Below are 25,834 nucleotides of genomic sequence, written 5' to 3'. Positions count from 1 at the left end.
GAAGACTGACAAGGGAATCCACCCCGATTCGGGCCCCGCGAAGACCCGAAGTTCCGCGTGAAGCCTCGTCGAACCTATAGCAGCCGCCTGCGACCATCGCCGGGCCCTCGATGTCGCTGGGGCGCAGTACAGTGCGAAGGGAGTGCCGACACCCCTACCGAAAGGCCCTCGCATGGCGACTGACTCCTCCGGCGAGACGGACGCGCTCCTCGCCCTCTACACCACCGACCGCGAGAAGCTCTCCACGCTCGCGGGCGAGCGCCTCGCGCTCGTGGCCGTCCAGGTCACGTACCTCGGCCTCGCCATCATCGCCCTCGGCGGCCAGCGGCCCATCGGCGGCGAATGGGTCGCCGCCTTCAGCGCGGCGCCGCTGTGGTTCATGCACGCCCAGCACCAGATCCTCGTCGCGGCGGCCCTCAGCCGGTCCCGCTCGGTGCTGCTCCTGGAGAAGCACGTGGTCGCCCGCGCCGGTCTGCCGCCGAGCCAGCACCAGGACATCGGCCACCGTGCGGCCGTCACGATCCGCGAACTCACGGGCCGGTACCGCATCTTCAAACTGCAGATCTTCATCGCCTTCGGCGGCATCGCCGCGGCCCTGATCGCGTTCACCTGCTACGCGCTGGTGGTGGCCGCCGCGAACTCGTCCTGGACGTCGCTGCCGGTGCTGCTCGCGATCCTGTTCTACTGCGCGTTCGCCACCGTGGCGACGATCAGCTGGACCCGCACCGTCCAGCTGCAGCTCGACAACGGGCGGCTGGACGAGCACTCGGACGAAAGTCCCGGTCTACGCCAGTCCCGCGACCAGGTCGCCCGGGTCGGTGTTCGCGCCGCAGAGCACGACCGCGACCTTGTCGCCGGGGCCGATCCCTGACAGTCCACTGAGCACGCCCGCAAGCGCGGTCGCCGCGCCGTGCTCGACGACCACCCTCCGGCGGTCCCATAGGGCGCGGCGGGCGGCGATGATCGCGTCGTCGCTCACCAGCACCGAATCCACCGTCGCGGTCTGCGCGGCGGCGAAGGCGATCGCGCCGATCCGTTTGGCCCCCAAGGAGTCGGCGGCGACACCAGAGACGTCCACATCGATCGGTCTCCCGGCTTTGAGTGCCGCATGGAGGGTCGGTGCCCGCTCGGGTTCGACGGCGACGACGTGGACGCCGTGCGCGGCGGCGACGGCGGCGATGCCGGCGAACAGGCCGCCGCCGCCCACGGCCACGGCGATGTGGGTGACCTCCGGCAGGTCGCGCAGGATCTCGAGCGCGATGGTGCCTGCCCCGGCCGCGACGGCCGGCTGGTCGTAGGCGTGGACCAACGCGGCCCCGGTCGCCGCCACATGCCGCCCGGCCGCTTCGTAAGCCTCCGCGTACTGCTCGCCGACCTGGTGCACTCGCGCGCCGAGCGTGCGGAGTCTCGCCACCTTCATCGGCGGGGCGGTGGCCGGGACGAAGACCTGGGCCGGGACGCCGAGCGCCGCCGCGGCGTACGAGGCGGCCAGGCCGGCATTGCCGCCGCTGGCGCAGACCACGCCCACCCGAGCGTCGAGTTCGCCAGCCTCCCTGGCGGTGAGGAGCCGGTTGAACGAGCCCCGCGGTTTGAAGCTCCCGGTGTGCTGCAGGAACTCGGCCTTGAAATGCAGTTCGCAGCCGCCTTCGCCGGGGTCGGCCGCGAAGAGCGGCGTGTCCCGCACGAAGGGGGCGATCCGGTCGGCGGCCTCCAGCACGTCCTTGCGGGTGATCATCGTCAGATCGGTCCTTCCCTCATGCCGGTCCCGACCGTAACCCGCGCCGCGGCGGTTCGGGCGCGGAAGGGGCCGGGAGGGTCGCCCCTCCCGGCCCCGCCGCGGATTTGGAATTACTCCCAGTCCTCCAGGACGTCGTCGATCGCGCCGTTGAAGTCGGCGACCTCGGCGTAGACGCCGGGGTTGCCCGGCTGCGCGCAGCCGTAGCCCCAGCTGACGATGCCGACCAGGATCAGGCCTTCATCGGTGGGGGCCATGATCGGCCCGCCGGAGTCGCCACCGCAGGAGTCGACCCCGCCGTTGGCGAGGTCGCCCGCGCAGAGCATCGTCTGCGGGTCGACCTCGCCGGGGTAGGCCGCTTCGCAGTCGTCGTCGCTGACGAACGGCACCTCGACCCAGCGTGCGACCGTGGGGAACCCGGTGCCGGTCTCGCCCCAGCCGGCGACCTCGAGGACGTCGAACTCCTCGGGGTCGGTGCCCATCTCGACCGGTTCGACGTCGAGCGCGTCGTCGAGGCGCAGCAGCGCCCAGTCATTGGCCAGTTCGACCGGCTCGTTGTAGTCGTGCGCGATGTGGAGGTCCGTCACGGCGGTCTCCACGATGTCGTCCGATTCGAGGTCGACCGAACCGGAGAACACCACGAGGTCGTCGGGGTCCTCGACCTCCTCGACGCAGTGCGCGGCCGTGAGGACGACGTCTTCGGCGATCACCGAGCCGCCGCAGAACCGCCGCTCGTACGGGTCGCCGGAGCCGGCGTCGCCGACGGCGACGAGCCAGGGGTACTGCCCTTCGGCGGCAGGCTGGCCGCCGATGATCTTGGTCTCGAAGTCGCCCTTGGGTTCGGGTTCCTCCGCGTTCGCGGCGACGCCGGTGAGGGCGATCGCCACGGCACCGAGGCCTGCGGCGACGCCCGCGCCGAGGCGGATCAGGTGCTTCCTGTTCCTGTCCACTGTGCATCCTTTCGGGGGGTAGGTGAGAGTTGGCCTGATCGGCCCACCTGTGCCCGAAAATATCCGCTCCGTCCGGGACCCCTCCCGAAGCGGTTGTGCCGCAGCGAAGACCAGCCGGGATCAGTCGAGATGCCGCGTGTCGGCGAGCCGCACCACCAGGCGTCCGCGGTACAGGTCGTCCTCGTGGAGCGTGGTGATGCTGCCCGAGCGGGCTTTGAAGAGCGCGTGGCCGAGCGCCTCGATCGGCATGCGGATCCAGGCGGCGACCGCGAACGTGAACGCGTAGCCGTGGGTCACGATGATCTGGTGCTCGCACGGGCTCATGACGATCTCGTCCATGGCCGCGTAGATGCGCTGCGCCACTTCGCCTCTCGATTCAGATCCCGGAAGGTACCGGTGCCCCATCCGGTCGCCTTCGACCGGCGGCGGGGTGAACAGTTCGTCCCAGCGCGCCTGCGGGTGCCCCTCGGCTTCGCCGAAGGACGCCTCCCGCAGCCGCGCGTCGAAGACCGGCTCGAGTCCGAACCGCTTTCCGATGGCGTCGGCGGTCTGCTTGGTGCGCTGGAGGTCCGACGAGTAGAGCTCCACTGTGTCCGCATCGGGGATTGTGGCGCGCAGGGCCTCGGCGATACGGCCGGCCGCCTCGACTCCGGCGGGTGTGAGGTCCGAGTCGTACCAGCCGCCCACGCGGCCGTCGACGTGGTGGGTCGCCTGCTGGTGGGTGACGACGTAGAGCGTGCGCACGGGGTACCGGCCTCTCGGGGTGGGGGACCGCCCGACTCTAGACCGGCGCTCGGCGCGGGGTTCGCATAGGATTGGCGCCGACGCAGAGGAGGGCGGGCATGTCGACATCGCGTGGCGCGCGCCAGCCGACGATCAAAGAGGTCGCCACGCTCGCGGGGGTCAGCCCGATGACCGTGTCCCGCACGCTCGCGGGTGGCGTCAACGTGCGGCCCGACCTCCAGGAGCGGGTGATGGCGGCCGTGCGCGAGCTCGGCTACTACCGCAACGAGAACGCGCGGAGCCTGCGTCCCGGCCAGCCCAGCGGCCTCATCGGCGTCGCGATCACCAACCTGGCCAACCCCTATTACGGGAACTTCGCGCTCGGCGTCGAGGAGGTCGCCGCCGCGCACGGGCGGCGCATCATCCTCGGCAACACCGGCGAGGACGCCGGGCGCGAGCGCCAGCTCGTGAGCGACTTCATCGGCCGCCAGGTCGACGGCCTCATCCTGGTGCCGACCAGCGGCGACGCCGCGCATCTGCAACCGGAGCGCCTCGGCCACGTGCCGCTGGTGCTCGCCTCGCGCCGCGTCCCCGGCCTCGACGTCGACACGGTGCTGCTCGACGACGTGGGCGGCGCCTACCGCGGCACGGTCTCGCTGCTCGACGCCGGGCACACCCGCATCGGCTTCCTCGGCAACCGCAGCTCCGTGTTCACCGGCGAGCGCCGGTACCGCGGCTACGAGCAGGCGATGACCGAGCGCGGCGTGCCGGTCGACCGGTCGATCATCGCCCGGGACCAGCAGGACGTGGACGCGGCGAGCCGGGCCGCGCGAGCGATGCTCGACCACCCCGAGCCGCCGACGGCGATCTTCAGTGCCAACAACCGCAACACGATCGGCGCGCTGCGCGAGATCGGGCGGCGCATCCGCGACGGCCTCCCCGGGCCCCGCCCGGCCCTCGTCAGCTTCGACGACTTCGAGCTCTCCGAGCTGATGCCCGTGCCGGTGACGGTGATCGACCACGACGCGCGCCTCCTCGGCCGGGAGGCCGCGACCCTCCTGTTCGCCAGGCTCGAGGGCACCGCCGAGAGCCGCCCGAACACGATCGAACTGCCCGTCACGATCGAGCATCCCTGAGGGGCGAACCCGTCTTGAACTGCATGTTTGCCAAACTCGCCCCTCGTTGGTAACGTTACCAACCGTTAGGCAATGCGGCAGGGAAGGAGACGGGCGATGGAGCTCTGCATCGACTTCGGCGGTTCCGAGATCAAGCTCGGCATCCTCGACCGGGGCGAGCCCATGCGCACCGCGACCGTGCCCACCGGCGTAGGCGACCTCGAACGGACCCGCGACACCGCCGCCTCGCTGCTCGCCGAGACCACCCCGATGCAGGCCCCGGCCACCGTCGGCATCGCCGTCCCCGGCGTCGTCGACCGCGCCGCCGGCCGCCTCGTCAAGGCCCACGACAAGCACCCCCGGCTCGACGGCCTCGACCTGATCGCCTGGGCCCGCGAGTCCTTCGGACTGCGCGCCGTGATCGAGAACGACGCCCGCGCCGCGCTCATCGGCGAGACCGCCACCGGCTCCGCGGCCGGAGCGCGCGATGCCGTCCTCATGAGCCTCGGCACCGGCATCGGCACCGCCGCGCTCATCGACGGCACCCTCCTCAGAGGAGCGCACGACCACGCGGGCATCCTCGGCGGCCACCTCACCGTCGACCTCGCAGGCGCCCAGTGCAACTGCGGCAACGTCGGCTGCGCGGAGTCCATCGCCGGCGCCTGGGCCCTGCGCCGCGACCTCAAAGTACGCGGCGACGCCGTCACCGATGTCAAGGCGCTCTTCGAGACCGACGACGACGCGGCACTCGCCCTGCGCGAGAGGGCCGTCCGCGCCTGGGGCGCCACCGCCGTGTCCCTCTGCCACGCCTACGACCCCGAGGTCGTGATCCTCACCGGCGGCATCCTGCGCGCCGGGTCCGCCGTCGCCGCACCGATCGAGGCGTACGTCCGCGAGCACCTCTGGACCAGCTCGCACCGGCCCGCATTCGTCGTCCCCGACCGCCCCGACCTCTCGGTCCTGCGCGGCCTCGCCGCCCTCGCCGCCGATCCCCGAAACTGAAGGAGCGCCAGTGTCCACCGTCCCTCCCGGACAGTACGAGAAGCAGCCGACCGTCCCGCTGCCGGCCGGCGCCCGCGTCCTCACCGGCGCGAGCGCCTGGACCGCCGCCGCCGACACGGCCGCCGCGAAAGCGGGCGAGCGCGCGCCGCTCCTCGTCGTCGACGCCTACCCCGGAGCGGACCTGCCCCTGCTCGCCAAGGCGATCGCGGGTGCGCTGCCGGACTGGCGGATCATCGACGTCGAGGACGCCGCCGCGCTCCCCATCGCGCACATCAACGCCCGCTTCGCGGACAACCTCACCGACGACCGCGTCTTCGGCGTCCTCTCACACGCCACAGTGGACGCCTTCTACGACGCCGAGCGCCTCGACAAGCTCGCCGTCGAGGTCGACGGCGCCACCGAACCCTCCGTGCTCCTCGGGTGGGGCGCCGACCTCGTCGCCCAGCGCCTCGCACACCCGTACGCGCTGGTGCTCGCCGACATGGCCCGCTGGGAACTCCAGCTGCGCCAGCGCTCCGGGGCCGCCAACTGGCGCGCCGAGAACCCGGACGAGGACCAGCTGCGCAAGTACAAGCGCGGGTTCTTCGTCGAATGGCGCGTGGCCGACCGGCACAAGACCACCCTGTTCGACCGGCTCGACTTCGTCTTGGACGCCAACGCGATCGGCGCCGCCGAAGCCGGTGACCGCCCCGCCGGGATGATCACCGGCGAGGCCTTCCGCGCCGGCCTCCGCGACGCCGCGCACGCGCCCCTGCGGGTCGTCCCGTTCTTCGACCCCGGCGTGTGGGGCGGCCAGTGGATGAAGCGCAAGCTCGACCTCGACCCCGGCAAGCCGAACTACGCGTGGTGCTTCGACTGCGTGCCCGAGGAGAACTCCCTGCTCTTCGAGGACGCCGAGGGGGCGATCGTCGAGATCCCGTCCCTCGACCTCGTGCTCGCGGAACCCGAAGCGCTGCTGGGGGAGCGGACCTACGCGCGGTTCGGCGCCGAGTTCCCGATCCGCTTCGACTTCCTCGACACGATGGAGGGCGGCAACCTCTCCCTCCAGGTGCACCCGCTCACCGACTACATCCAGCGCACCTTCGGGATGCACTACACGCAGGACGAGTCCTATTACATGCTCGACGCCGGGGACGACGCCGTCGTGTACCTCGGCACCAAGGACGGCGTCGACCGGGACGCGATGCTCGCCGACCTCCGCGCCGCCGAGCGCGGCGAGCGGCCCTTCCCCGCCGAGCAGTACGTGAACGCGTTCCCCGCCAAGAAGCACGACCACTTCCTCATCCCCGCCGGCACCATCCACAGCTCGGGCGCGAACTCGATGGTCCTGGAGATCTCGGCCACCCCGTTCATCTTCACCTTCAAACTCTGGGACTGGGGCCGCCTCGGACTCGACGGCGTCCCGCGCCCGGTCCACATCGACCACGGCGAGCGCAACCTCGTCTGGAAGCGCGACACGGCCTGGACCGAGGCGAACCTCGTCAACCGGGTCGAAGAGGTCGGGCGCGACGGCGATGTCGTGGAGGAGCGCACCGGCCTCCACGAGCTCGAGTTCATCGAGGTGCGCCGCCACTGGTTCTCGGAAGCGGCCGCCCACGACACGGAGGGCACCGTCAACGTGCTCAACCTCGTCGAGGGCGACGAAGTCGAGATCATCAGCCCCGCAGGCGCTTTCGCGACCTACACCGTCCACTACGCCGAGACGTTCATCGTCCCGGCCGCCGTCGGCCCCTACGTCGTCCGCCGCACGGCCCGCTCCCGCAGCGACCGCTTCGGGACCGTCAAAGCCTCGGTCCGCGGCACCCGGACCGGCGAAGCCTGAACCGCGACCCCACCCCCTTACCGAACAAAGGAGTTCGCAATGCGATCACGAAAGATCCCCCTCGCCGTCGCGACCGCCGCGGCCGCCTCCATGCTGCTCGCTTCGTGCGGCGGCGGCGGGACCGACGACGGCGCCACCAGCGGCACGCTCGACTTCTACACGAACAAGGCCGCCTGGGAGCCCGACTTCGACGAGCTGAACGCCCAGAGCGAAACCGATGTCGACATCAGCCTCGACACCACCGGCTACTCCGACGCCGCCCAGTACGACGCGTTCATCAAGCAGTCCTTCCGCACCGACAAGAGCCCCGGCCTGTTCACCTGGCAGACCGGCCCCTCCCTCGCCGAACTCGTCGACCAGGGCCTGGTCGCCGAGACCACCGACATCTGGGCCAAGGCCGTGGACGAGGGCTGGATCGGCGAGGACCTCAAGGCCGCCTACACCTTCGACGGCAAGCAGTACTGCGTGCCGATGAACGTCGCCTACTGGGTCATGTACTACAACAAGCCGCTCTTCGAGGAGCACGGCATCGCCGAGCCCACCACCTGGGCCGAGCTCGACGCCGCCGCCGCGAAGCTCAGCGGCGCCGGCATCACCCCGTACTACCAGACCAGCACGCTGTTCACCTTCCCCTGGTTCCAGCAGCTCGTCGCCGGCACCGACCCCGAGCTCTACAACGGACTCGCCACGGGCGAGGTCGAGTACACCGACCCGCGCATCGTCGACATCATGGAGACCTGGCGTGACCAGCAGGAGGCCGGCTGGTTCAGCGACGCGGGCAGCACGGTCGATCCCGCCGTCGGCCTCAAACAGGGCGACTTCGCCATGATCAACTTCGGGTCGTTCTTCAACGGCTCCCTCGACGGCGCCGGCATGGTCTCAGGGACCGACTACGACATGTTCGTCATCCCGGCCGTGAACCCCGACCTCGAGAAGACCCCCGTCGCGGTCGAATCCGGGCCGCTCTGCGTCGCCGAGAACTCCTCCCAGAAGACCCTCGGCCTCGAGTACGCCGAATGGTGGATGTCGCCCGACGCGCAGACCGCCTGGAGCGCCGCCCGCGGCGACGTCGCCTTCAACCCGCAGGCCACCGTGGCCGACCCGATGCTCGAAGAGCTCGGCACCACCGTCGCCGGCGACGAGTACGAACGCTACGACCGCTACTACGAGGCCACGCCCACGCCGATCCTCACCGTCGCCCTCGAGCAGTTCGGCGCGTTCATCGCCAACCCCGGCGACCCGCTCCCGTTCCTGGAGACCATCCAGGCCGAAGCCGACGCCTACTGGGCAGACCAGGGGTAAGCACCGCATGACGTCCGACCAGACCACCCTCCAGCGCCCCGAGGACCCGGTGCGCCGGTCCTCGGGGCCCGACCGGGCCGACCGGAAGCGCCCCAAGGACCCGTTCGACCGGTCCGCCGCGGGCTTCATCGCGCCCGGCGTGATCGCCGTGGCCGTGCTGCTCTACCTGCCGCTGCTGTGGACCACTGCCATCAGCCTCACCGAGTACAACGGCCTCGGCGACCCCGAGTGGGTCGGCTTCGCGAACTACCTGGAGATGCTCGACGACCCCGGGTTCATCGGCTCCGTGCTCAACACGCTGCTGTGGGTCCTCGGCACCCTTCTCGTCCCGGTCGGGATCGGCCTCGGCGTCGCCCTGCTCACCTGGAACCTCAAGGGCGGCACCTGGCTGCGGCTGCCGTTCCTCATCCCGTACGCCCTCTCCGGCATCGGGGTCGGCGTGATCTGGTCGTTCATCCTCTCCGGCGACGGCGCGCTCGACCAGGCGCTCGCCGCCTTCGGCATCGCGGACACGCCGCGCTGGCTCGTCGACGCCCCGCTCAACACGGTCGTGATGATCCTCGCGACCGCGTGGCAGGGCGTCGGCGTGAACGCCCTGCTCTTCACGATCGGCCTCCAGTCGATCCCGAAGGAACCCCTGGAGGCGGCGCGGGTCGACGGCGCCAACGGGATGCGCCTGTTCACGAGCATCCTGTGGCCCATGCTGCGCCCGCTCACCGCGGTCGTCGTCGGCCTCTCGATCGTCGCGAGCCTCAAGACCTTCGACATCGTGCAGGGCATGACGAAGGGCGGGCCCGGCCGGGCCTCCGAGACGCTCGCCCTCACGATGTACAAGGAGACCTTCGTGAACAGCGAATACGGCCTCGGCTCCGCGATCGCCGTGTTCCTCACCGTCGTCACGCTCGCGGCCTCGATCCTCTACCTGCGCCAGCAGCTCTCCAGCAAGCACGGGGTCTGACATGCCGTTCAAAAGCACCGCACGCATCATCCGCACCGCCGTCCTGGCCGTCCTCGGCGCGCTCTGGCTCCTGCCGGTGTACCTGCTCCTGGTCAACGCCGCGAAGTCGCCGGAGTCGTTCACCACCAAGGAGTCCTGGATTCCCACCGACTTCTCGCTGTTCGCGAACATCGCCGAGGCGGTGCGCCTCTCCGGGCTCGCCGAGAGCGCGGCGAGCACCCTGCTCTACGCGGTCGTCTCGCCCGCGATCGCCGTCGTGGTCGGGGCCGCCGCCGGGTTCGCGATCGTCGCGCTCCGGCTGCGGCACGGCTTCGCCTGGTTCGTCGTCATCTTCGGCGGCACCGTGTTCCCGATCCAGATGATCCTGCTGCCGCTGTTCGACGCCTACTCGCGGGTGGGCCTGTTCGACTCCCGGCTCGGCATGATCATCGTCTACACGGCCATCTCGATCCCGTTCTCGGCGTTCGTGATGCGCAACTTCTTCACCGGCATCGCGCACAGCGTCTTCGAGGCGGCCGTGCTCGACGGGGCGACGACCTGGCGCATCTTCGCCCGCGTCTACCTCCCGATGGCCTCGAGCGCGCTCGTGGCGGTCTTCATCCTCCAGGCGACGTTCATCTGGAACGACTTCCTGCTCGGCCTGGTCCTCAGCCAGTCCGACACCGTGCGGCCCATCGTGACCAGCCTCGCCGGCATGCAGAGCACCTACGGCGGCGCGCAGATGTCCACGGTGCTCGCAGGCGGCCTGCTCGCCTCACTGCCCACAGTGGTTCTCTTCCTCTTCACGCAGAAGTTCTTCGCCCGCGGCCTCGCCCTCGGGCAGTACTAGGAGTCCCCATGCGCCTCATTCCCAGCGTCGACGACCTCGCGGCCGACCCGGTCACGCACCACTACGACGACATGATCGCGCCGAGCGGCCTCACCAACTTCCTCGGCACCGCCAGGGTCGACCACGACCTCACCGCCATCAGCGCCGTCACCTTCCCGCCGGTCTCGCAGGGCCTCACCCGCACCGCCGCGTGCTTCGTCGACGGGCGCCTGGTCGAGTCCTACGGGGCCGCCATCACCCACGAGTGGCGCCCCGACCGCGTCCGCCGCAGCGCCACCCTGCCCGGCCTCGAACTCACCACACTGACCGTGTGTGCCCCAGGCGAAACCGCCGTCGCGATTGACATCAGCGTCACCAACACCGGCGACCGGGCCCGGACCGTGCCGGTCACGCTCACCCTCGCCGCCGGCGTCGCCCAGTCCGAAACCGCCTGGCTCGACGCGGTCACCCCGGAGGAGCGCAACCGCGCCGCCCCCGGCGCATCCCGCCTGGCCTTCGCCAACCGGGACGGCACCGCCTGGAGCGTCCAAGGCGTCGACACCGCAGCCGAAGTCCGCCTCTCCGGCATCGCCCCGATGGCCGGCGAGCACGAGGTCGGCATCGGCGGCATCGAACGCGGCGGCGAGGTCACCGTGCACCTCGACCTCGCCCCCGGCGCGACCGCCCGCTTCGGCTACGTCCACGCCATCGGCACCACTGAGGACGCCGCCCACGCGGCCTTCGCACGAGTCGCCGCCGACGTCCCCGGCCGGATCCAGGACGCCGAGTCCTTCTGGAACCGGCAACTCGAGGCCGCGTTCACCCCCGGCAACACGGAGTTCTCCGGCCATCTGCCCACATTGGAGACCAGCTCCGACGCGCTGCGCCGCCTCTACTGGTGGGGCGCGCTCGGCACCATTTGGTTCCGGCGGGACTTCGCGGGCAACATGCTCGGCCGCAGCTACGACACCCTCATGCCCAACTACTGGGCCACCACCACCTTCATCTGGGACTACAGCCTCAGCTCCATCACGCACGCCCTCCTCGACCCCGAGCCGATGAAGGCCCAGCTGCGGCACTGGATCGCGTCTGACATCCACACCCACTTCGGCACCTCCTCGCTCACCGGCGGGCCCGTCGGCCGCTGGTACTCGGTCAACGACTACGCCATGACCCGGCTCGTGCACGACTACCTGCGGTTCACCCGCGACACCGGCCTCCTCGACGAGACCCACGGCGACCGCCCCGTCCGCGAGCACCTGCGCGACTGGGCGCTGGCCTGGCAGTCGCTGCGCGGCACGGGCCCGCTCGCCGACTACGGCGAGATCGACAACCTCCTCGAATGCGTGAGCTCCTACACGCACGAGGTCGCCGGCCTCAATGCGGCGAACGTGTGGAACCTGCGCACGGTCGCGGACATCCTTGCCGCCGAGGGCGACACGGACGGCGCCGCCGCCCTGGCCGCGGAGGCGGACGCGCTCGTCAAAGCCGTCGCCGACCTCTACCTGCCGGGCACGGGCCACTTCGCGGCCCGCCAGCCGGACGGCACCCGCGTGCCGGTGCGCCACGTGTACGACTTCAGCGTCGTCGGCACCACGATCGCCGCCGACATCGACGAGTCGACGCGCCGCGAGATGGTCGCGTTCTACCAGCGCGAACTCCAGACAGAGGCCTGGCTCCGCTCACTGTCCCCATGGGACCCCGATGCGAGCTTCAGCCCCCGCCCCGACCACCAGTGGAACGGCGCGTACCCGGCCTGGCCGGCCGACGCGGCGCGCTCCCTCGTCGCGCTCGGCGCGCCCGAGGTCGCCATCGACTGGCTGCCGGGCCTGGCGCGCTCGGCGAACCAGGGCCCGCCCGGCCAGGCGCACTTCACCGAGGAGGCCGTGCCGCCCGTGAACGGCGGCGCGCGCAAGGCCCCGCCGCAGCTGCCGTACATCATCGACTGGGCGTGCTCCTCGGCCGGAGCGTATGTGGCCCTGGTGATCGAGTCGTTCTTCGGCGTCGACCCGCGGCTCGGGTCCGCCGGTCTCGACACGTCGCACGGCTGCATCGCCGACCTCGATCCGGACGCGGTCCTGCGCGGCCTCCGCCTCGGGGACCGGCTGGTGGACATTTTTGCAGACGGCACTGTCGCCGACGGCACCGTCACCGATGCCGTATGACGTTGCAGCCCTTCGACATCCACCCCTCGATGGTCCGCGGCGCGGTCGACGTCGAGGCCACTGAGCGCGGCCTGGTCCCGCACCGCCTGCCGCAGTGGGCGCGGCGGCAGATCCCGGACCGCTTCATGGTGCAGACGAGCGCCGAGAGCGCCGGGGTGCGGCTCGCGATCCGCACGGCCGCAGACGTGATCGAGCTCGACGTCCAGGCCCGGCGGATCGCCGCCGACGCCGAATCGACCATGCCGCCGAGCGTCTACGAGCTGACCGAGCGCGGCGCGGTCGTCGCGACCGCCGAGGCGCCGGTCGGCTCCCGCTTCGTGTTCACGTTCGAGCGGCCGGACGGCGCGATCATCCCGGGTCCTGACGCGACCGTGCACTTCGGCGGACTGAGCACCGGCGCCGAGCGCGACCTGGAACTGTGGCTCCCGTACTACGACCACGTCGAGCTGCTCGCGCTGCGCGCCGACGCCCCGGTCACCGCCGCACCCGACGACGGCGCGCTCCGCTGGGTGCACCACGGCAGCTCGATCAGCCACGGCTACCGGGCCGCGACCACCACGGGCACCTGGCCGGCGGTCGCCGCGCTCAAAGCCGGTGCGGCCCTGACGAACCTCGCGTTCAGCGGCAACGCGATGCTCGACCCGTTCACCGCCAGGACGATGCGCGACACGGCCGCCGACCTCATCAGCCTGAAGATCGGCATCAACCTCGTCTGCGGCGACGTCATGCGGGTGCGCGGGTTCCGCCCCGCGGTCGACGGCTTCCTCGACACGATCCGCGACGGCCACCCGGACACGCCGATCGTGCTCGTCTCGCCGATCTGGTGCGAGCCGGTCGAGACCGCGGCCGGACCGACCATCCAGGATCCGGACCGGAGCGAGGAGTGGTCGATCGCGGCCGGCAGCGAGGCCGACACCGCGGCCGGCAAGCTCTCGCTGCGCGTCGTCCGCGCCGAACTCGCCGCCGTCGTGGAGCGCCGCCGCGCCGACGGCGACCGGCGGCTCCACTACCTCGACGGCCTCGCGCTCTACGGCGAGGCCGACGCCGCCGCGATGCCGCTGCCGGACAACCTGCACCCCGGCCCGGACGTGCAGCGCCTCATCGGCGAGCGCTTCGCCGACCGCGTCCTCGCCGAGCACGCCTTAGCGATCCCCCTCCACGTCGATGAACCTGCAAAGGAGCAGACCATGACCCGCAGACCACTCACCCTCGCGGTGGCCGCCGGACTGGCGACCGCCGTCATACCCCTCACCGCCGCAACCGCAGCACCGATCGCCTGCCCCGCGAGCATCTCCACCGAGATCAACACCGAACTCACCGAGCGCTTCGGCACCTACGCCGACACCGCCGGGCGCTGGACCGGCGCCGACTCCGCGTACAGCGTCGACCTGCCGGACGGCTCGACCGCGTGGATCTACTCCGACACGTTCATGGGCGAGGTCGACGAGAACGGCGGCCGGCCCGCCGACTCGCCGTTCCTCCACAACTCGATCATCGTGGACGACGACGGCGAGCTCACCACCTACACGGGCGGCACGGAGGCCGCCCCCGAATCCCTCGTCAAGGTCGCGGGCGCGGACGAGACGCAGCGCTGGTACTGGTTCGGGGACGCCACGGTCGAGAACGGCATGCTCCGCGTCATGCTGCTCGAGTTCATCAAGACCGGCACCGGCGTCTTCGACTTCAAGTTCACCGGCAACGCCGTCGCCACCCTCGACCCCGCCGACATGAGCCTGGTCTCGGTCACCGACCTGCCCGACTCCACGATCAACTGGGGTTCGGCGATCTACGAGGACCCCGCGGCCGGCTACACCTACGTCTTCGGCGTCGAGGACAACCAGGCCCAGAAGTACGCCCACCTCGCCCGCGTCCCCTCCGGTTCGCTGACCACCGCGGACTGGGAGTACTTCAACGCGGGGGAGTGGGGCGGCGACCCGGCCGCGTCCAGCCGCATCCTCGAAGGCGTCTCCAACGAGTTCAGCGTCTTCCGCTACCAGGGCAGGTTCACGCTCGTCACCGGTGACGCGACCGAACCGCTCAGCGCCAAGATCGTGATGTACCGCAGCGCGTCGATCACCGGCCCCTACACCGGCAAGACCGAGCTGTACACGACCCCGGAGACCGGCGGGAACGTCTTCACCTACAACGCGAAGGCCCACCCGAACCTCGGCGACCGCGACACCCTCGTCATCACCTACAACGTGAACAGCTTCCAGGGCTCCGACCACTACACGGACGCCCGCCTGTACCGCCCCCGCTACGTCAACGTGCACGCGCAGCTCCCGCGCGGCCATTAACCCGACACCGCAACACCCCCGGGCCGGAGACCACGAGTCTCCGGCCCGGCTCGCGATCTCGGGCTCGCGTGTCGTTCCGATGCCGCCCTCGCGATGAGTTTCGGCCCGTAGCGTCGTCGGTATACCTGAGGACCACCGAGCAGAGGAGCAGCAGATGGGCAAGCTCATCGTCACCGAGTTCATGTCGATCGACGGCGTGGCCCAGGCCCCCGGCGGGCCGGAGGAGGACCCCGAAGGCGGTTTCGCGTACGGCGGCTGGCAGGCGCCGCTCATCGACCGCGATGAGGAGCACTTCATCTTCGAGCAGGCCAAGGGCATGGACGCGCTCCTGCTCGGGCGCCGCACCTACGACATCTTCGCGGCCTACTGGCCCACGGCCCCCGCGGAGTTCGACTTCACCGCGCTCATCAACCGCGTCCCGAAGTTCGTCGCCTCCCGCACGCTCGAGCCGCCGCTGGGCTGGGACACCGCGAGCCTCCTGGAAGGCGACCTGGCCGAGGCCGTCACGGACCTCAAGGCCCGCTTCGGCCACGTCCACGTCATCGGCAGCCTCGACCTGGTCCAGTCGCTGCTGCGGCTCGGCCTCGTCGACCACCTCAACCTGTGGGTCTACCCGCTCGTCCTCGCGCAGGGCAAGCGCGTGTTCGCCGACGGCGCGGTGCCGACCGCACTGCGCCTGACCGAGTCGCGCGTCTTCGCGAACGGCACGGTCAAACTCGAGTACGAGACCGCGGGCGAGCCCGCGGTGGGCGACATCGACGCCGACGTCGACCGCCTCACCTAGGGCCCGTGCTTCGGGCGCAACGACCCCGCTTCGATGCGGGCCGCGATGACGCCGTCGCCTGCGTCGGGGCGACGCGTTCATCCGGACCAGCAGCGGCGAGCCGTGCCGCGCTCGCTCACCGGTCGAGCCCGAGGTTTTCGCAGGCAGGCGTTCTCGCCGTCCTGTTGTAATGTGAGTCACGTGTCGGAGCCATTGGGAGCGCGCGGTCGCGGCTCACCCGCAAGCGCAGACGGTGCCGAGCCGCGGTTCGGTCCGCTCCTGAAGGCGCATCGTGAACGCCGCGGCCTGACCCAGCGGGACCTGGCCGGGAGTTCCAGCGTCAGCCTGGCCGCCATCCGCGACCTCGAGCAGGGACGCAGCCGCCATCCGCGGCGGGATTCGGTGCACCGCCTCGCCGACGCCCTGGAGCTGTCGAGTCAGGACCGGGCTCGATTCATCGCGGCCGCTCTCGGCGGCGACGTGTACGCCCCGCCGACCCCGATCGCATCCGCGGACGCCGATCGCATCGAGACCGAAGCGGGCGCGACGCTCAGCGTCCTGGGCCCGATCGCCTTGTGGCACAACGGGATACCGGTGCCGCTGACCTCGCCCAAGCAGCAGTGCCTCCTGCTGCGGCTCGCGCTGAGCGCCGGTGACGTGGTGGGACGCGAAGCGCTGATGGACCTGCTCTGGGGTGAGCGGCGCCCGGCCTCGGCCGCGAACCTCCTGCACGCCCACATCGGCAGGCTCCGGCGTCTGCTCCGGCCGGATTCGGGACTGGTGCTCCAGACCGCCGCGGGCGGTTACCGCCTCGAGGCGGGCCCGGGTCGGCTGGACCTGGCGCGGTTCCGGGAACTGGCCTCCCTGGGCGCAGCGGAGCACGACCCGGAACGGGCGCTGGACCACCTCGCCGAGGCGGTTCGGCTGTGGCGCGGCGAGACCGATGTGGACGCGCTTAGGCACGGCCCTCTCATGGCGGCCGTGACCGAGGAGTACATCACGGTGCTTTGCGCCTATGCCTCGGCGGCAAGGAGTCTGGGTGAATCCGACCAGGTGCTCCCGCGCCTGCGCGAGCTGGCCGACCGGTTCGAACTGCACGAACCGCTGCACACGGAACTCGTCATGAGCCTGTCGGCGAGCGGCCGTCAGGCCGAGGCGCTCGCCGCCTTCGACCGCGTGCGCACCGCGCTCGCGGACCAGCTCGGCGTCGACCCGGGGGAGCGGCTCCGCGACGCCCACCAGGGGGCGCTCCGGCAGCGCTGGAGCGCGGCGGCGAACGGGCCGCGGCGGCGGGCCGTGATCCGGCAGGTACCGGCCCCGCCCCCCGACTTCGTAGGGCGCACTGCGGCATTGGACCGGATCGTCGCGACGCTCGGCGGCCACCGGCCGGGAGTCGGCGCGCCGATCCTCGCCGTGAACGGCCCCGCGGGGATCGGCAAGACCGCGTTGGCGCTGGAGGCATCTGTGCGCCTGCGGGAGGCCTTTCCGGACGGACAGCTGTACGCCGACCTCCGCGGCGCCTCCGGTGCCCCGCTGTCCCCTCTGGAGGTCCTGGGCAGATTCCTGCGGGCGCTGGGCGTCTCGGGCGAACGGATCGGCGCCGACGAGGCCGAAGCGGCCGCGTTGCTGCGCAGCGAACTCGCCGAACGCCGGATGCTGCTGGTGCTGGACAACGCGAAGGACGGACGGCAGGTGTCGCCGCTGCTGCCCGGCACCGGCGCGTGCGGCGTGCTGGTGACCAGCCGCAGACGACTCACTGATCTGGTGGGCGCGACGGTCGTCGATCTGCCGACCCTGCCTGTGGCGGACGCCCTCGCCCTGCTCGCCGCCACCGCCGGGGAGCAGCGGATCGCCGCCGATCCGCAGGCGGCCCGGCAGCTGAGCGCCGCCTGCGGGCAACTGCCGCTGGCCCTGCGCATCGCGGGAGCGCGCTTGGCGGGCCGCTCCGCCTGGTCCGCCGCCGACCTGGCGAAGCGCCTCCACGATGAGAGCCGGCGCCTGGCCGAGTTGAGCACCGGCGAGCTCAGCGTGCTGGTCAGCTTCCAGCTCAGCTACGAGGATCTCAGCGAGGGCGCGCGGCGCGCGTTCCGGCTGTGCGCGCTGCACCCCGGCGACGACTTCCCGCTGGACGCCACCGCGGTACTGCTCGATGTCGATGCGCCCGAAGCGGATCGGATGCTCGGCGAACTGCTGGACGCCAACATGCTCCTCCAGTACTCCCCGGACCGGTTCCGCTGCCACGACCTGCTCGGCCTGTACGCGGCCAGGCTGCTCGCCGAGCACGACACCGAGGAGTACGCCGCGGACCGCGACCGCTACTACGCCTGGTACCTGAGCGTCGCGACGGCGGCGATGGAATGGGTGTACCCGCAGCTCGTCAGATGGTCCACATGCGACGACCGGGAGGCCGTGTTCGCGACGCACGAAGCCGCGTCGGCATGGCTCGACACGGAGGCACCGGCGCTGGTCGCGCTCATCGAGCGCGTGGCGGACTCCGAGGAGCACCGCCACCTCGCCTGGCAGATCGCCGACCAGCTCCGCGGCTACTTCCTCATCAACCGGCATGCCGACCGATGGCTGCGGTCCGCCGAAGCGGGCCTGTGCGCCGCGGACGATGATCCCTGCGCCCAAGCGGCGATGCACATGACCCGCGGCCAGGCGATGTGGGCGCTCGGGCGCCACGAAGCGGCGATCGCCGTCTACACGGAGGGCGCGCGAGCGGCGGACACCGGCGGGTGGCGACAGGCGGCCGCCTACCTGCGGCACAACATCGGCTGGGTGCTGGCCGAGCAGGGCCGGCTGGCCGAGGCGGAGCGGTCCTTCCACCTCGCGGTCGAACTCAGCGACGACGACCTGGGGCATGTGCACGCGGTGACGCTTAACGGCCTCGGCTATGTCTGCTTCGATCAGGGCCGGCTCGCGGAGGCGGCGGAGTACTTCGGCGCCGCCCTCCGCATCAACCAGAAGACGGGGCGCGAGAAATCCCTCCTGGCCAACCGCTCGAACCTCGGCATGGTGCTCCGCCAACTCGGGCAGGAGTCCGCGGCCGAGGAGCACCTGCGCGCCGCGTTGGACGGGCACCGTCGCACCGCCAATCTGAACGGTGAGCTGGCCGCGCTGGAGGAACTGAGCCTGCTGCACACGCAACGCGGCCAAAGCGACGCAGCCGTGAGCTTGGCCCAGCAGGGGTACGACCTCGCGGTGATCGCCCGGGACCGGCGCGCGCAGGCGGCGCTGCTGACCGCATTGGGCGAAGCCCACCTGGGCGCCGATGACCTCGCGGCAGCCTATGGCTCGTTCGGGAGGACGCTCGAGATCGCGGACGAGTTCCCGTTCCTCGCCACGCGAGCGACCATTGGCACCGCCAACGTGCTGCTGGCCCGGGGTGACGTCGCCGCCGCGCGCAGGCATGCGGAGCGCGCCCTCGAGGCCGCGCGCGGGCGCGGATACGGCGTCCTGGAGGCCGACGCGCTGGCGGCGCAGGCCCGGTGCCTCGCAAGCGAAGACCGCGCGGCGGCCGCGCGGCTCGCCGCCGCGGCCGCCGCGTTGTACCGGGCTGCGGGAGCGGCACCCATGGCCGCCAGGGTCGAGGCGGAGCGTGCGCGCCTAGGCGATGTCTGAGCGATGAGGATTCCGCCGCACCCGCGGCGCGTGACCGGCGGCGGAGCCGGAGCCCCGCCGCCGGTGACCGGTCAGTTGTCGCGGATGTTCCGGTACCGCCGCGGGATGTAGTTCTGGTCCCGCAGGTCGTCGGTGAACACCTTGATATGCCGCATGTCGCTAGAGGGCGAGGCCAGATCGTAGATCCAGATCCACCCGGGGGACTCCCACATGTGGTACAGCATGCAGTGGTTGTCGTAGGAGTTGAGGACGTCGCCGGGCTTGAGCTGGTCCCACTGGATCCGATCCGCGATCTCGGGGATGTGCCTGGTGCTGTGGCCCGGAGTGGAGGTGTGCCAGGCCATCGAGACGAAGCCCGAGCAGTCCGTCCGGTACCTGTGGGTGCCCTCGATGTCGGGGTACGTGCTGCCCTGGTCGTACTGGACGCCCTCAGTGAACCAGTTGCGGGCCCGTGTCATCACTTCGTCGCGGGTGATGGTGCCGCGGTACGCCGCGTTCGCCGGGCTGGCGACGGCGAGCGTGGGGATCGCCACCGCGGGGACGATGGCAGCCGCCTGCAGCAGGCGGCGGCGGGAGAGGTTCGGTGTTTCGGATCGAGAGGCCATGGGGTTCTCCACTTCTAGGTCTGGTTCGGGAGGTGCGGCCGGGTGCCCCAGGTGAGGTGTTCCGACCTGCAGATGACACTAGAAGCAGCCGGTTGCACGAGACTTGCACCGAAACCCGTACCCGGCCCGTACCCCGGACCCATGGGTTTCGGACCGAGCCACTTGCGTCGCCTCGCGGCCTGACCTAAGCTCGTCACGTCCCATTCATCGATATGAATTCCCAATGAATGGGACTGTCCTGCACCGGAAAGCGAGCCGACATGTCCAGTGAATCCACCTTCATCGAGCAGACCAGCGCCACCGAGACCAGCGCCGTCAACGAACGCCACTTCAACGCCCTCCAGCGCGGCGAAGCGAGCCTCGACCGCATCGCCTCCGTGCGGATCTCGCACGCGATCCTCCCGCTCACGACCGCCATCAGCGACGCGAAGGTCCTGACCGGCCGCCAGAAGCCGATGACCGAGATCGCGTTCCTGTTCGCGGAGATCCGCACCGAGTCCGGACTCGAAGGCGTCGGCTACGGCTACTCCAAGCGCGCCGGCGGCAAGGGCCAGTACGCGCACGCCCGCGAGATCGCCCCCGCGCTCCTCGGCGAGGACCCCAACGACATCCAGCGCATCTGGACCAAGCTCGTGTGGGCCGGCGCCTCCGTCGGCCGCAGTGGCCTGTCCACTCAGGCCATCGCCGCGTTCGACATCGCCCTGTGGGACCTCAAGGCCAAGCGCGCCGGCCTGCCCCTGGCGAAGCTCCTCGGCGCCCACCGCGACTCCGTGGCCTGCTACAACACCTCCGGCGGCTTCCTCTCCTCCTCCATCGAGGAGATCATCGAGAACACCGACGCGGCCATCGCGAACGGCATCGGCGGCATCAAGATCAAAGTCGGCCAGCCCGACACCCGCATCGACCTGCGCCGCGTCGCCGCCGTCCGCGAGCACCTCGGCGCGGACTTCCCGCTCATGGTCGACGCCAACCAGCAGTGGAGCCGCAGCACCGCGATCCGCATGGGCCGCAAGCTGGAAGAGTTCGAGCTCACCTGGATCGAAGAGCCCCTGGACGCCTACGACGCCGAAGGCCACGCCGACCTCGCCCGCGAACTCGCCACTCCCATCGCCACCGGCGAGATGCTCACCAGCGCCGCCGAGCACGCCGAGCTCATCCGGCACCGCAGCGTCGACTTCATCCAGCCCGACGCGCCCCGCGTCGGCGGCATCACCCCGTTCCTGAAGATCATGGCCCTCGGCGAGCACGCCCGGGTCCGCATGGCCCCCCACTTCGCCATGGAGATCCACCTCCACCTCGCCGCGGCCTACGAGCACGACCCGTGGGTCGAGCACTTCGAATGGCTCGAGCCGCTGTTCAACGAGCGCCTCGCCACGGTGGACGGCCGCATGATCGTGCCCGCCCGCCCCGGTCTCGGCTTCAGCCTCAGCGAGCAGGCCCGCGCCTGGACCGAGGCCACCGAACGGTTCGGCTCTGCGCAGTTCGAGGGCGCCGCGTGACGCCCCGCGCCGAGGGGCCGAAGGGCGCACTCGACCGAGCCCTGGAGATCCTCGAAGTGCTCACCATGCGCGGCAAGGCGACCACCACCGAACTCGTCGAAGCCGTCGGCGTGAGCCGCAGCGCCGTCTACCGCCTCGTCGAACGCCTCGAAGCCGCCGAGTACCTGACCCTCGCCGACGGCCAGTGGCGCCTCGGCCCGGCCGCCGCCCGGATGGCGATGGCCGCCGTGCACAACATGGACGTCCTCACCGTCGCCCCGCCGATCCTGCGCGACCTCGCGCACCGCACCGGCGAGACCGTCAGCCTCGGCGTGCACAGCGGCGACGAGATCGTGTTCGTCTTCCGCGAGATCGGCCACCAGGCCGTGCACGTCCGCTCCGAACTCGGCGCGCGCCGGCCCCTGCACGCCACCTCCGTCGGCAAGGCCTACCTCGCGGGCCTCGCACCCGAGCACTGCGAGCAGACCATCGCACGACTCCCGATGCAGGCCTTCACCAAAGCCACCGTCCAAGACCGCGACCGCCTCCGCGAAGCCGTCGCCGAGGCGCGCACGCGCGGCTGGGCCGAGGAGCACGGCGAGTTCGACGCCGGCAGCACCTGCTTCGGCGCACCCGTGTTCGACCAGAGCGGCACGGTCTCCGCCGCCATCAGCATCGCCGGGCCGACCGAGCGCATGGACGCCGCCCGCGACCCCTTCGGCCCCCTCGTCGCCGAGACCGCCGCCGCCATCTCCCACCGCCTCGGCTACAGCGTCCGGACGCAACCGCAAGCGGCCCAACAGGAACAGCTAGGAGCCTGACATGACCGACCACATCACCAGCACCGACCCGCGCACCGGCGCCCACGTCACTGAAGCCGCACCCACACCCCTCGGCGAGGTCCGCCGCATCACCGCCGCCGCAGCGGCCGCCGCCCCGGAACTCGAACACCGCGGCCGCGCCTTCCGCGCCCACCTCCTCCGGGCCGTCGCCGCCCGCCTCGAGGAGCGCCGCGACGCCATCGTCGACCTCGGCCGGCGCGAGACCGGACTCCCCGAAGCCCGCCTCAACGGCGAACTCACCCGCACCGCCTACCAGGCCGAGTTCTTCGCGGGCGTCATCGAAGACGGCGGCTACCTCGAAGCCACCATCGACCACGCCGCCGACACCCCCATGGGCCCCGGCCCCGACCTGCGGCGACTCCTCGTGCCGATCGGCCCCGTCGCCGTCTTCGGCGCCTCGAACTTCCCGCTCGCCTTCTCCGTGCCCGGCGGCGACACCGTCTCGGCGCTGGCCGCCGGGAACCCGGTCATCGTGAAGGCGCACGACTCGCACCTGGGTCTCTCGCAGTTGTCCTTCGCAGCCTTGGCGCAGGCCTGCGCGGACGTGGACGCGCCGGAGGGCACCGTCGGCATCGTCTTCGGCACGAAGGCCGGCGCGGCCCTGGTGGCCGACCCCGCGGTGAAGGCGGTCGGCTTCACCGGTTCGCTCACCGGCGGCAAGGCCCTGCTGGAGATCATCAACGGCCGCACCGAGCCGATCCCGTTCTACGGCGAACTCGCGAGCGTCAACCCGCTCGTCGTCTCCGCCGCCGCGGCGGCCGAACGGCCCGAGGCCATCGCGAACGGGCTCGTCGCCTCGATCACCGGTTCGGGCGGGCAGCTCTGCACCAAGCCCGGCATCGTGTTCGTGCCCAAGGGGACTGACGGCGACCGGCTCCTCGCTGCGGCCGCGGCGCTCATCGCCGAAACCGCGGCGCACCCGCTGCTGAACGCGCGCATCGCCGATTCCTACCGCGCGATCGCCGCCTCCTACACGGCCGCTCCGGGCGTGAAGGAACTCGCGGTAGGCCCTGCCGCGCCGCAGGAGGGCTCCTTCGGCAGCCCGCGACTGCTCGAAGTGGACGCCGCCGATTTCACGCCCGCCGTCGCCGAGGAGTGCTTCGGCCCCAGTGCGATCGCGGTCCGCTACGGCGACGCCGCGGAGCTCGGCCGCGCGTTCGCCGCCCTGCCGGCCTCGCTCACCGCGACCCTGCACACTGCCGAAGGGGACCCGGACCTGGGACCGCTCGTCGCGCTCGTCCGGCCGCTGGCCGGGCGGCTCGTCTTCGACCAGTTCCCCACTGGCGTCCTCGTCTCCTGGGCGCAGCACCACGGCGGCCCGTGGCCTTCGACGAACACGTTGCACACCTCGGTGGGCGCCACCGCGATCCGCCGCTTCCTGCGCCCGATGACGTGGCAGAACGCGCCTGAGGCGGTGCTGCCGCCCGAGCTGCGCGACGACGCCGCCGTCCCGCAGCGGGTGGACGGCCGGCTCCGGCTGTGACCGCACTCCCGGACGGCGCCGCCGCGTGGGCCATGCTGGCCCTCGCGGCGGTGCTCGTGGGCATCGCCAAGACCGGCTTCAGCGGCATGGGGTCGCTGCCGATCCTGTTGTTCGCCACGGTGCTGCCCGCGAAGGAGTCCACGGGGGCGCTGCTGCCGGTACTGATCCTCGCCGACCTCTTCGCGATCCGCTTCTACTCGCGGCACGTGGAGTGGCGCGTGCTCGCCCGCCTGGCCCCGTGGGTCGTGGTCGGCACCGTGGCCGGCGCCGTCGTGCTCTGGTTCGTGGACGACACGCTCATGCGGCTGCTCATCGGCGCGATCCTGCTGGTGATGCTCGCGATCCAGGTGTGGAACCGGCTGCGTCCCAGAGCGGTGGAGCCGCAGCCGCCCAGCGGCCTCGCCCGCCGCAGCGCCGCCGCGGGCGCGGGGATCGCGGCGGGCGCGACCACGATGATGGCGAACGCGGCGGGTCCGGTCATGGTCCTCTACCTGATGCTCTCGGGCTTCCCGAAGCTGCGGTTCCTCGGCACGATGGCGTGGTTCTTCTTCGCGGTCAACCTGTTCAAGGTCCCGTTCAGCGTGGGTCTCGGCCTCATCTCCTGGCACACGCTCCTCATGGCCGCGCTGCTCATCCCGGCCGTCGCGGTCGGCGCGCTCGTCGGCCGCGCGGTGGTGCACCGCGTGAACCAGCGGCAGTTCGAGATCGCGACGCTCGTGCTCTCGGGCGTGGGCGCAGGCCTACTAGTCCTCTCGGCCCTGTAGCGGGAGTGCGGGCCGGGTCGCCCTCAACCCGTTCCGGCGTCCGCCGCTGTAAGGTCCCTCGCAGCGAATCGACACCGATCACGAAGGCGGCGTTTACATATGGGAGTTCCGGGAATGCAGAGAGCAATCGTGGAGGTCCGACATGGCTGACGAAGTACTGGGTGTCGTAGGGGCGGGGATCGTCGGCCTGGCGGTCGCCCGCGAGCTGGCGCAGCGCCGACCCGGGTCCCGGGTCGTGGTCTTCGAGAAGGAGGACCGCGTCGCGGCCCACCAGACGAGCCACAACTCCGGCGTCGTGCACGCCGGGATCTACTACGCCCCAGGCAGTCTCAAGGCGCGGCTGTGCACCCGCGGCGTCGCCCTCCTCAAGGAGTACTGCGCCGAGCACGCGCTGCCCTATGTGGAGTGCGGCAAGCTCATCGTCGCCGTCCGCGAGGAGGAGGTGCCGCGCATGGACGCCCTGTACGGGCGCGCCGTCGCGAACGGCGTCCCGGGCCTGCGCCGGGTAGGCCCCGAAGAGCTCCGCGAGATCGAACCGCACGCGACCGGGCTCGGCGCGATCCATTCGCCGGGGAGCGCCATCACCGACTACGCCGCCGTCGCGCGCGCCTTCGCCGCCGAGGTGACCGCCGCCGGAGGCGAAGTGCGCCTTGGCTTCCCGGTCGACCGCATCGAACCGGTCGGCTCCCGCGTGCGCGTCGCCTCCGGCGAGGAGACGGTCACCGTGGACCACCTCGTCCTGTGCGCCGGACTCCAGGCCGACCGCGTCGCGGCACTCGCCGGCGACGAGCCCGGCCCCCGCATCGTGCCCTTCCGCGGCGAGTACCTGCGCGTCGTGAACGCGAAAGCCGAACTTCTGCAAGGCCTCGTCTACCCCGTCCCGGTGCCCGGCTACCCGTTCCTCGGCGTCCACTTCACCCGCCGCGTCGACAACGGCACCGCTGGCGGCGGGACCGTCGAGATCGGACCGAACGCCGTCCTCGCCCTCGCCGCCGAGGGCTACCGGTGGCGCGACCTCAGCCCGGCCCACCTCGCCCGGCTCGCCGCCTGGCCCGGGGCTTGGCGGATGGCCGCCAGGCACTGGCGCATGGGCGCCCTCGAGGTCTACGGCTCGGTCTCCAAGCGGGCCTACATGGAGAACGCGCAGCGGTACTTCCCCGCGATCGGCCTCGAAGACGTCGAACGCGACGGCGCCGGGGTCCGCGCCCAGGCCCTCGACCGGGACGGCGGCCTGGTCGACGACTTCCGCATCCACCGCCTCGGCCCCATCACCGCCGTCCGCAACGCGCCCTCGCCCGCGGCGACCTCGTCCATGGCGATCGCCGAGCACGTGGTCGAGCAGCTCCTCGAACCCCTCGGGCGGTGAGCCCCCGGCTTGCCGCGGGCGTGCCGCCCCGCGAA

At 71.4% G+C, this 25,834-nt stretch carries 20 protein-coding genes; 16 read left to right on the top strand and 4 right to left on the bottom strand.

The genetic code is table 11. The features are described 5' to 3' along the window. Positions 1-172 precede the first annotated feature (172 nt). Positions 173-871, top strand: a complete 699-nt coding sequence (locus AB0I03_RS06525; RefSeq protein ID WP_360407443.1) for a hypothetical protein — start codon at positions 173-175, stop codon at positions 869-871. On the opposite strand, the gene AB0I03_RS06520 is transcribed toward AB0I03_RS06525, so the two are convergent. From AB0I03_RS06520 to AB0I03_RS06510, 3 genes are all read right to left on the bottom strand, one after another. After that, the gene (locus AB0I03_RS06520) at positions 785-1,735 is read right to left on the bottom strand and encodes a threonine/serine dehydratase (RefSeq protein ID WP_360407440.1); all 951 of its coding nucleotides are present in this window, start codon (positions 1,733-1,735) and stop codon (positions 785-787) included. The two genes, AB0I03_RS06525 and AB0I03_RS06520, sit on opposite strands and share 87 nt — an antisense overlap. Before the next feature lie 113 nt (positions 1,736-1,848). Beyond that, positions 1,849-2,685, bottom strand: coding sequence for a serine protease (locus AB0I03_RS06515; protein ID WP_360407437.1), 837 nt, complete (start codon positions 2,683-2,685; stop codon positions 1,849-1,851). Between the two features lie 120 nt (positions 2,686-2,805). After that, positions 2,806-3,429, bottom strand: a complete 624-nt coding sequence (locus AB0I03_RS06510) for a histidine phosphatase family protein (protein WP_360407434.1) — start codon at positions 3,427-3,429, stop codon at positions 2,806-2,808. 98 nt (positions 3,430-3,527) lie between these two features. Here AB0I03_RS06510 and AB0I03_RS06505 point away from each other — a divergent pair, with 98 nt between their 5' ends. The 10 genes from AB0I03_RS06505 to AB0I03_RS06460 all read left to right on the top strand — a co-directional run bounded on the left by AB0I03_RS06505 (position 3,528) and on the right by AB0I03_RS06460 (position 19,261). After that, positions 3,528-4,544 carry a LacI family DNA-binding transcriptional regulator gene (locus AB0I03_RS06505; protein WP_360407431.1) on the top strand — a complete coding sequence of 339 codons (1,017 nt, stop codon included), beginning with the start codon at positions 3,528-3,530 and terminating at the stop codon, positions 4,542-4,544. A gap of 96 nt (positions 4,545-4,640) precedes the next feature. After that, the gene (locus tag AB0I03_RS06500) at positions 4,641-5,525 is read left to right on the top strand and encodes an ROK family protein (RefSeq protein WP_360407428.1); all 885 of its coding nucleotides are present in this window, start codon (positions 4,641-4,643) and stop codon (positions 5,523-5,525) included. Positions 5,526-5,535: 10 nt separating this feature from the next. Then, positions 5,536-7,347, top strand: a complete 1,812-nt coding sequence (locus AB0I03_RS06495; protein ID WP_360407425.1) for a class I mannose-6-phosphate isomerase — start codon at positions 5,536-5,538, stop codon at positions 7,345-7,347. 39 nt (positions 7,348-7,386) lie between these two features. Then, complete coding sequence (locus tag AB0I03_RS06490) at positions 7,387-8,649, top strand: extracellular solute-binding protein (RefSeq protein ID WP_360407422.1); 1,263 nt, start codon at positions 7,387-7,389, stop codon at positions 8,647-8,649. 7 nt (positions 8,650-8,656) lie between these two features. After that, positions 8,657-9,607, top strand: a complete 951-nt coding sequence (locus AB0I03_RS06485) for a sugar ABC transporter permease (RefSeq protein ID WP_360407419.1) — start codon at positions 8,657-8,659, stop codon at positions 9,605-9,607. A gap of 1 nt (position 9,608) precedes the next feature. Beyond that, positions 9,609-10,436 carry a carbohydrate ABC transporter permease gene (locus AB0I03_RS06480; RefSeq protein ID WP_360407416.1) on the top strand — a complete coding sequence of 276 codons (828 nt, stop codon included), beginning with the start codon at positions 9,609-9,611 and terminating at the stop codon, positions 10,434-10,436. Positions 10,437-10,444: 8 nt separating this feature from the next. Continuing rightward, positions 10,445-12,580 carry a hypothetical protein gene (locus AB0I03_RS06475; protein WP_360407413.1) on the top strand — a complete coding sequence of 712 codons (2,136 nt, stop codon included), beginning with the start codon at positions 10,445-10,447 and terminating at the stop codon, positions 12,578-12,580. Continuing rightward, a complete protein-coding gene (locus tag AB0I03_RS06470) occupies positions 12,577-14,877 on the top strand; it encodes an SGNH/GDSL hydrolase family protein (protein WP_360407410.1) in 2,301 nt (766 codons plus the stop codon). The genes AB0I03_RS06475 and AB0I03_RS06470 overlap by 4 nt, the downstream gene beginning before the upstream one ends. A 154-nt stretch (positions 14,878-15,031) precedes the next feature. Continuing rightward, a complete protein-coding gene (locus AB0I03_RS06465) occupies positions 15,032-15,661 on the top strand; it encodes a dihydrofolate reductase family protein (protein WP_360407402.1) in 630 nt (209 codons plus the stop codon). Between the two features lie 180 nt (positions 15,662-15,841). Beyond that, entirely contained in the window at positions 15,842-19,261 is a 3,420-nt protein-coding gene (locus tag AB0I03_RS06460; RefSeq protein WP_360407399.1) for a BTAD domain-containing putative transcriptional regulator, read from the top strand. A gap of 71 nt (positions 19,262-19,332) precedes the next feature. On the opposite strand, the gene AB0I03_RS06455 is transcribed toward AB0I03_RS06460, so the two are convergent. Continuing rightward, on the bottom strand, positions 19,333-19,866 hold the full coding sequence (locus AB0I03_RS06455) for a twin-arginine translocation signal domain-containing protein (protein ID WP_360407396.1): 534 nt from the start codon (positions 19,864-19,866) through the stop codon (positions 19,333-19,335). A 260-nt stretch (positions 19,867-20,126) separates the two neighbouring features. On the opposite strand from AB0I03_RS06455, the gene AB0I03_RS06450 reads away from it, so the two are divergent. The 5 genes from AB0I03_RS06450 (at position 20,127) to lhgO (ending at position 25,799) form a co-directional block, all read left to right on the top strand. Next, entirely contained in the window at positions 20,127-21,365 is a 1,239-nt protein-coding gene (locus AB0I03_RS06450; RefSeq protein ID WP_360407393.1) for a mandelate racemase/muconate lactonizing enzyme family protein, read from the top strand. After that, positions 21,362-22,165 (top strand): IclR family transcriptional regulator, encoded by an 804-nt coding sequence (locus AB0I03_RS06445; RefSeq protein ID WP_360407390.1) that lies wholly within the window; start codon positions 21,362-21,364, stop codon positions 22,163-22,165. Before AB0I03_RS06450 ends, AB0I03_RS06445 begins: the two co-directional genes overlap by 4 nt. A gap of 1 nt (position 22,166) precedes the next feature. Continuing rightward, on the top strand, positions 22,167-23,669 hold the full coding sequence (locus tag AB0I03_RS06440; RefSeq protein WP_360407387.1) for an aldehyde dehydrogenase family protein: 1,503 nt from the start codon (positions 22,167-22,169) through the stop codon (positions 23,667-23,669). Next, positions 23,666-24,433: a sulfite exporter TauE/SafE family protein gene (locus AB0I03_RS06435; protein ID WP_360407384.1), complete on the top strand. Its 768-nt coding sequence runs from the start codon at positions 23,666-23,668 to the stop codon at positions 24,431-24,433. The genes AB0I03_RS06440 and AB0I03_RS06435 overlap by 4 nt, the downstream gene beginning before the upstream one ends. Positions 24,434-24,575: 142 nt before the next feature. After that, positions 24,576-25,799, top strand: a complete 1,224-nt coding sequence (lhgO, locus tag AB0I03_RS06430) for an L-2-hydroxyglutarate oxidase (RefSeq protein WP_360407381.1) — start codon at positions 24,576-24,578, stop codon at positions 25,797-25,799. The last annotated feature ends 35 nt before the right edge of the window (positions 25,800-25,834 follow it).

This window comes from Glycomyces sp. NPDC021274 (assembly GCF_040641195.1).
Classification (GTDB): domain Bacteria; phylum Actinomycetota; class Actinomycetes; order Mycobacteriales; family Micromonosporaceae; genus Glycomyces.
This window is presented reverse-complemented; position numbering and strand designations above follow the sequence as displayed.